The 6,634-nt window shown below is 55.7% G+C and carries 6 protein-coding genes; 5 read left to right on the forward strand and 1 reads right to left on the reverse strand.

From position 1 onward, the window contains the following. On the reverse strand, positions 1–1,275 hold a 1,275-nt coding region (gene tes / locus MVK46_RS08510), incomplete at its 3' end, for a tetraether lipid synthase Tes (RefSeq protein ID WP_297536247.1). 170 nt (positions 1,276–1,445) lie between these two features. Between tes and MVK46_RS08515 the strand changes: the two genes are divergently transcribed. The 5 genes from MVK46_RS08515 to MVK46_RS08535 all read left to right on the forward strand — a co-directional run. Beyond that, entirely contained in the window at positions 1,446–1,796 is a 351-nt protein-coding gene (locus tag MVK46_RS08515; protein WP_297536248.1) for a hypothetical protein, read from the forward strand. A gap of 5 nt (positions 1,797–1,801) precedes the next feature. Continuing rightward, positions 1,802–2,386 (forward strand): type-4 uracil-DNA glycosylase, encoded by a 585-nt coding sequence (gene udg / locus MVK46_RS08520; protein WP_297536251.1) that lies wholly within the window; start codon positions 1,802–1,804, stop codon positions 2,384–2,386. A 278-nt stretch (positions 2,387–2,664) separates the two neighbouring features. After that, the gene (locus MVK46_RS08525; RefSeq protein WP_297536249.1) at positions 2,665–4,272 is read left to right on the forward strand and encodes a Na+/H+ antiporter NhaC family protein; all 1,608 of its coding nucleotides are present in this window, start codon (positions 2,665–2,667) and stop codon (positions 4,270–4,272) included. Between the two features lie 58 nt (positions 4,273–4,330). Next, positions 4,331–5,233 (forward strand): pantoate kinase, encoded by a 903-nt coding sequence (locus MVK46_RS08530; RefSeq protein WP_297536250.1) that lies wholly within the window; start codon positions 4,331–4,333, stop codon positions 5,231–5,233. 78 nt (positions 5,234–5,311) lie between these two features. Then, the coding region (locus tag MVK46_RS08535) for an ATP-dependent DNA ligase (RefSeq protein WP_297536252.1) at positions 5,312–6,634 on the forward strand (1,323 nt) is incomplete at its 3' end.

The raw sequence follows: 6,634 nt of genomic DNA on the forward strand, positions 1-6,634 counted from the left end.
CCACTTCTCAATCTCCTCCGCCTTCTCCTCGAGGAACTCCACGAAGCCCTCAACGTCGAGGAACCTGCTTATCGGGACGACGCGCCTGTGCTCCCTGTCGAGGAATATGTAAGTCGCGGCGCCGCAGCAGTAGTGGCTCGTCATGTAGTAGTGCTTGCCCGTGAAGGCCTCGAAGAAGCGCGCTATATGGCCTGCTATTGGAATCGGATACCAGTCGTTCATCTCTATTGCCCCGTTGGTCTGCTCCTCGATGCGCTTTATCGCGCCGGGAATGGTTATCCTGAACCTCTGGCGCTCCTTCTTCGGAACCCTGCCCGTCATGGAGAGGGGCTGGAAGTTAACCCCCCTGACTATGTCGAGGTGGTTGAGTCCGAAGTTTATTATGGCCCCAAGCTCGTGGTCGTTGACGTTCCTTATGGTCGTCGGCACGAGGACTATTCCCGGTCCTCCGGCCTTCCTCACGTTCTCGAAGATGAGGGGAATCTCCCAGTGGTTCTTCCAGTTGGTCTGGGGTGTCATTCCGTCGTAGCTCAGGTAGAGCGTGTTGACTCCGGCTTCCCTGACCGCCTTGACAAGCTCCGGTTCGAAGGCGAGCCTTATACCGTCGGTGTTCAGCTGAACGTGGTCGTAGCCTTCCTCCTTCGCGATTTTAATAATCTCGATGAGGTCGTCGCGGAGGGTCGGCTCACCGCCGGTGAGCTGGACGGCGTTGGCACCGATTGGGTACTCCTTCTTTGCGTTGCGGAGCATCATTCTAATCTGCTCGAGCGTCGGCTCGTAAATCGGCTGGCCCTCCCTCGCGTAGAAGAAGCAGTACCAGCAGGACAGGTTGCAGCGGTTGGTCAGAACGATGTTTATCAAGCTGGTGTGGGAGCGGTGTCTCGCGCAGAGACCGCAGTCAAAGGGACAGTTGACACCGGTGTTTTCAACGTTGACGCTCTTCAGCTTGAAATCGTACTTCCAGCGCTGGAAGCGGTAGTACTGCTCAACGCTCTCGTAGTAGAGGTCCGTAACCATTCCCTCGGGACACTTCTTGCTTATCCACACCTTACCGTCCTTCTCCCAGACGAGGGCGGGAACAATCCTTCTCGTTTCGGGACAGATGGAATAGGTCCTGTGGGGGAGGGGACCGCCGTAAACTCTGCTCGCCTTTTTGAGCATTTCATTGAATTCTTCTTCACTTATCTCCGGAAACTCAACGATATCCCGGAGCTTCCTCGTGAGCTCTTCAAACTCCTTTTCACCGCTGGGAATCTCACCCACGTTCTCGGCCATGCTATCACACCCCAAATCGAAGAGACTTTACGCCAAACCCTAATCCAACGGCGAGGTATAAAAGCTTTTGCGTAAATATGAAGCTTTTCCTTCATAGGTATGACACAAAGATGGGCAATCTGCGAGGCTAACGTTAAAAGCCCTAAACCCAAAGCCATCGCGGTGGTTCAATGCCGGCTCGCGAAATGAGGATGGAAATGTTCGTCAGGGCCCTGCTGAGGAGGGACTTCACGAGGGCCAGGGGGCACATGGAGAAGCTCATCAAGATAGCTGGCAACGACGAGTGGGGGAGGGGCTATTCCAGGGCCGTCGAGGGGATATTCAACGCGCTTAAGGAAAACGACCCCGATGCACTGGCCTTCCAGCTGGTCTCAACCAACGACAGGGAGAGGGCAAAGGAGATTCTCGAGAACTACGAGAGGATAACCGCCCAGGACTTCCGCGACGACTACGAGAGGGGCTTCTACACGGCGTGGATTGAGTTTCTCCGCGCGTACCTGAGCCAAAAAACGCTCGCGTGATGGGTATGGGCAAAGAGGAACTAATGAAAAAGCTTGAGGAGAGGATTAGAAACTGTCAGAAGTGTCCGCTGGGTCAGCTCAGGACCAACGCCGTGCCCGGAGCTGGAAGCTACGACGCCAAGGTCATGTTCGTTGGCGAGGCACCCGGTTACTGGGAGGACCAGAGGGGGTTGCCCTTCGTCGGGCGAGCTGGAAAGGTTCTCGACGAACTTTTAGCCGAGATAGGCCTGAGCAGGGACGAGGTCTACATTACGAACGTTGTTAAGTGCCGTCCACCCGGCAACAGGGACCCAACCGAGGAGGAGATAAAGGCCTGCGCTCCCTATTTGGACAGGCAGATTGACATCATACGGCCCAAGGTAATCGTTCCCCTGGGGAGGCATTCAATGCGCTACCTTCTTGAGAAGTTCGGCTTCAAGGCAGAGCCGATAAGCAAAATCCACGGAAAAACCTTCAGGGCGAGAACACTCTTCGGGGAAATCGTCATAATGCCAACGTACCATCCCGCCGCCGCGCTCTACAAACCCCAGCTCCTCGAAGCGATACGCGAGGATTTCAGAAAGCTGAAAACCCTCCTTGAGGAAAAGTAAATCGAATTTGCTGTAACATTTTGTTCAAAAATTTATTTTTTTTAGTCCCATAACGTACCAAATGTTCCCAACGTTTCTTCAGGAGACAGCAGTGTTCATTATAGCTTGACAAACAGCAAGGAAGTACCGCTCGGAACAGTCCGGAGAACACTTCGGAATTCTTCGAACTTTTGCGTTATTTTTGAGAAAAATTTGCCATTTTGTCATAAAATTTTCGATAAATTTTATATATTCTCAAAAATTTTTTGGAGCACCAACCAACTTGGAGGTGCTTGAGAATGAGCGATTTCGGTATACTCTCTCTCCTTCCACCGCTGGTGGCGATTGCGCTTGCGATATGGACAAAAAGGGTAATCCTTGCCCTCTTCGCGGGCGTCTGGATAGGCGGGGTGATGGTCTCGGGTTGGAACCCGATAGCCGGCACGACCCAGACGCTCAACTGGCTCGTTCAGAACGCCAGCGACAGCTGGAACGTGAAAATACTACTCTTCGACTTCCTGATTGGAGCTGGAGTCGGGCTTATATACAAATCCGGGGGTGCCTCGGCCATCGGAAGGGCGCTCGCCAACAGGGTTCGCTCCAGCAGGGGGGCCTCGATAATGGGCTGGCTCCTCGGGGTGCTCGTGTTCTTCGACGACTACGCCAACACCATAATAGTCGGCAACACCATGAGGCCCATAACAGACAGGACGCGCGTTTCAAGGGAGATGCTTGCATATATAGACGACTCAACCGCCGCTCCGGTCGCGGGGATAGCCCTCGTCTCAACGTGGATTGGCTACGAGGTCGGACTCATCGGGGATGCCTTCAAAAAACTCAGCGTTGACCTAAGCGCCGCGGGAGGTCCGTACGGAGCATGGCTTCACAGCGTCCCCTACAGGTTCTACTCAATATTCGCGATAATCCTCGTCCTGCTCGTTGCCCTCTTCCACAGGCACTACGGTCCGATGCTCCACGCGGAAGTCCGCGCAAGGACGACCGGAAAGGTTCTGCGCGACGGTGCAAGGCCCCTCATGACCACCGAGACCGACCTCGGCGCGCCCAGGGAGAACGGGAGCGTTCACTTCTTCGTCTGGCCGATACTCACGCTGGTGTTCGTAACCCTGCTCGGAATGTGGTTCAGCGGGGGCGGCTATGCCACCTACGCGGAAGGAGGAATAAGGGCCGTCCTCGGCAATGCGGACTCGGCGCTGGCCCTCCTCTGGGGAAGCTTCGCGATGGTGGTCGTTGCCTTCGCCCTCGTCGTCGGGACCGGCCAGATGACCGTTGAAGAGGCGGAGGAAGCTATGGTGAGGGGAATGAAGCAGATGGTCATAGCGAACACAATCCTCCTGCTCGCCTGGAGCATAAAAAGCGCGACAGATGCAGTTGGAACGGCACCGTATGTGGTGGGCGTTGCAAAGGGACTCGGAATAACCGGAAACTGGATTCCGCTGATAGTGTTCCTCATAGCGATGTTCATCTCGTTCACGACGGGAACGAGCTGGGGAACCTTCAGCATAATGATGCCCATAGCGATTCCCCTCGCCTACGGAGTCAGCGGAGAACTCGGTCCGGCTGTGTTCGCGAGCATAGGCGCGGTCTTTGCGGGCGGCATCTTCGGCGACCACTGCTCTCCAATAAGCGACACTACGATTATGAGTTCGATGTTCAGCGGCTCAGACCACATAGACCACGTCAGGACGCAGGTTCCCTACGCCGTAACAGCCGCAGGCGTTGGAACGGTTCTGTACCTGCTCTTCGGATTCGGGGTAACCAACGTCCTCCTGCTCTTAATCCTTGGGGGACTGCTCCTCGTTGGAGCTTGGTACGTCCTGAGCGAATGGTACGGGTCCAAACACGGGATTCCGGGGGGAAAGGTTCCGCTGTACCTCGCCGAGGACTGACCTTTCCTTTTCTAAACCCTTTTAAAAGACCAGCCCAACTCCCCCCGGAGGTGTGGAGATGCTCGTAAGGGCTTTCGTCCCAGCCCACATAACGGCCTTCTTCGTGCCGGTTTTCCACGATGACCCGCTCAAGGCAGGCTCGCTGGGCGCTGGAGTAAACCTCAACAAGGGAACCAACGTCTTTGCGAGCATAGAAACCGGAACGCTTGAGAGGCACGTTCACATCGCCTTCAACGGCGAGCCCGTGAGGAGAGAAGACGCTGTAATCAGCTACTCCGTTGCGGAAAGGTTGGTTCCGGAGGATTTCCTCGGCGAGGTTGAGGTCTGGCAGTACTTCGATTTTCCAAACGGCCACGGCTTCGGGAACAGCGGCGGAGGTGCGCTCGGAACGGCTTTGGCTTTGGGCTACGCCTTCGGGGGGACGTGGCTTAAGGCGGCTCAACTCGCCCACGAGATGGAGGTAAGGTTCAGGGGCGGTCTTGGCGATGTCGTGGCTCAGCTGACCGGTGGAATCGAGGTTCGCGTTAAGGCCGGCGGCCCGGGAATAGGGGTCGTCGACAACCTCTTCTTCGAGGACTACCGCGTTCTGGTCGTTCCCCTCGGAAGGCTCTCCACGAGGGAAGTCCTCGACGGGGACGTTGTGAAGGCCATAGAAACTGAGGGCAGGAAGGCCCTTGAGGAGCTTTTAAAGGAGCCGAAACCTGAGAGGCTCATGTCAATCGCGAGGAGCTTTGCCGAGAGAACCGGTCTGCTAAGCGGTGAACTGCTGGAGCTTGCGAGGGAGCTTGACAGGGTTTTAAAGCTTCCGAGTTCTATGGTAATGCTCGGAAGGAGCATCTTCGCCCTCGTCAGAAAAGGGGAACTCGATGCCGCCAAGGCCCTGCTGGCAGACCTCGACGTGCCCTACGACGTTGCAGAAATCCACGAGGGGAAGCCCAAAGTTGGCAGATGGGTAGGTTAGCGAACCCAACTTCCCATAACGCCCAACAACCCTTTTATCCCCAACAACGTATTAACTTCGGTGGTGAGCGTGGACGATATGAGGTACTCCGAGCTTGTGGAACTCTACGCAAGGCTTGAGAAAACGACCCTTAAAACGCTGAAAACCCGGCTTGTTGCTGACTTCCTGAAGAGAACTCCCGATGACCTGCTCGAGATAGTCCCCTACCTAATCCTCGGCAAGGTCTTTCCCGACTGGGACGAGCGCGAGCTCGGCGTTGGAGAGAAGCTTCTCATAAGGGCGGTTTCGATGGCAACCGGGGTCTCGGAGAAGGATATAGAGAACTCGATAAAGGACACCGGGGATTTGGGCGAGAGCGTTGCCCTGGCGTTAAAAAAGAGGAAGCAGAAGAGCTTCTTCAGCCAGCCGCTTACGATTAAGCGCGTTTACAGCACGTTCGTCAAGATAGCCGAGGCCCAGGGGGAGGGGAGCCAGGACAGGAAGATGAAGTATCTGGCCAACCTCTTCATGGACGCCCAGCCGGAGGAGGGCAAATACATAGCCAGAACCGTTCTCGGGACCATGAGAACCGGTGTCGCGGAGGGAATTCTGAGGGACGCAATAGCCGATGCCTTCCGGGTCAGACCCGAGCTAGTCGAGAGGGCCTACATGCTGACGAGCGACTTTGGCTACGTGACAAAAATAGCGAAACTCGAGGGCAACGAGGGGCTTTCAAAGGTTCAGATTCAAATTGGAAAACCTATAAGGCCGATGCTGGCACAGAACGCGGCCAACGTCAGGGAAGCACTGATTGAGATGGGTGGGGAGGCGGCGTTTGAAATCAAATACGACGGGGCGAGGGTTCAGGTTCACAAGGACGGGGACAGGGTGATAATCTACTCGAGGAGGCTTGAGAACGTCACCCGCTCGATTCCCGAGATAGTTGAAGCGGTGAAGAACTCGCTGAAGCCGAAAACTGCAATCGTCGAGGGTGAACTGGTCGCCGTGGGTGAGAACGGCAGACCGAGGCCCTTCCAGTACGTTCTGAGGAGGTTCAGGAGGAAGTACAACATCGATGAGATGATTGAGAAGATTCCCCTCGAGCTGAACCTCTTCGACATGCTCTACGTCGACGGCGAGAGCCTCATCGACACGAAGTTCGTCGAGAGGAGGAAGAAGCTCGAGGAGAGCGTTGAGGAAAGCGAGAAGATAAAGCTTGCCGAGCAGCTGGTGACAAAGAAAGCCGAGGAAGCGGAGGAGTTCTACAAGAGAGCCTTGGAGCTTGGACACGAGGGGCTTATGGCAAAGCGCCTTGACGCCGTCTACGAGCCAGGGAACCGCGGGAAGAAGTGGCTGAAGATTAAGCCAACGATGGAGAACCTCGACCTCGTAATCATAGGCGCGGAGTGGGGCGAGGGAAGG

Source organism: Thermococcus sp., assembly GCF_027066465.1.
Taxonomy (GTDB): domain Archaea; phylum Methanobacteriota_B; class Thermococci; order Thermococcales; family Thermococcaceae; genus Thermococcus.

Bases quoted from the DNA above. Each gene is read 5' to 3' on its own strand.
- MVK46_RS08530 (WP_297536250.1), top strand. From the start codon at position 4,331: ATGCTCGTAAGGGCTTTCGTCCCAGCCCACATAACGGCCTTCTTCGTG.
- MVK46_RS08525 (WP_297536249.1), top strand. From the start codon at position 2,665: ATGAGCGATTTCGGTATACTCTCTCTCCTTCCACCGCTGGTGGCGATT.
- udg (WP_297536251.1), top strand. From the start codon at position 1,802: ATGGGCAAAGAGGAACTAATGAAAAAGCTTGAGGAGAGGATTAGAAAC.
- MVK46_RS08515 (WP_297536248.1), top strand. From the start codon at position 1,446: ATGCCGGCTCGCGAAATGAGGATGGAAATGTTCGTCAGGGCCCTGCTG.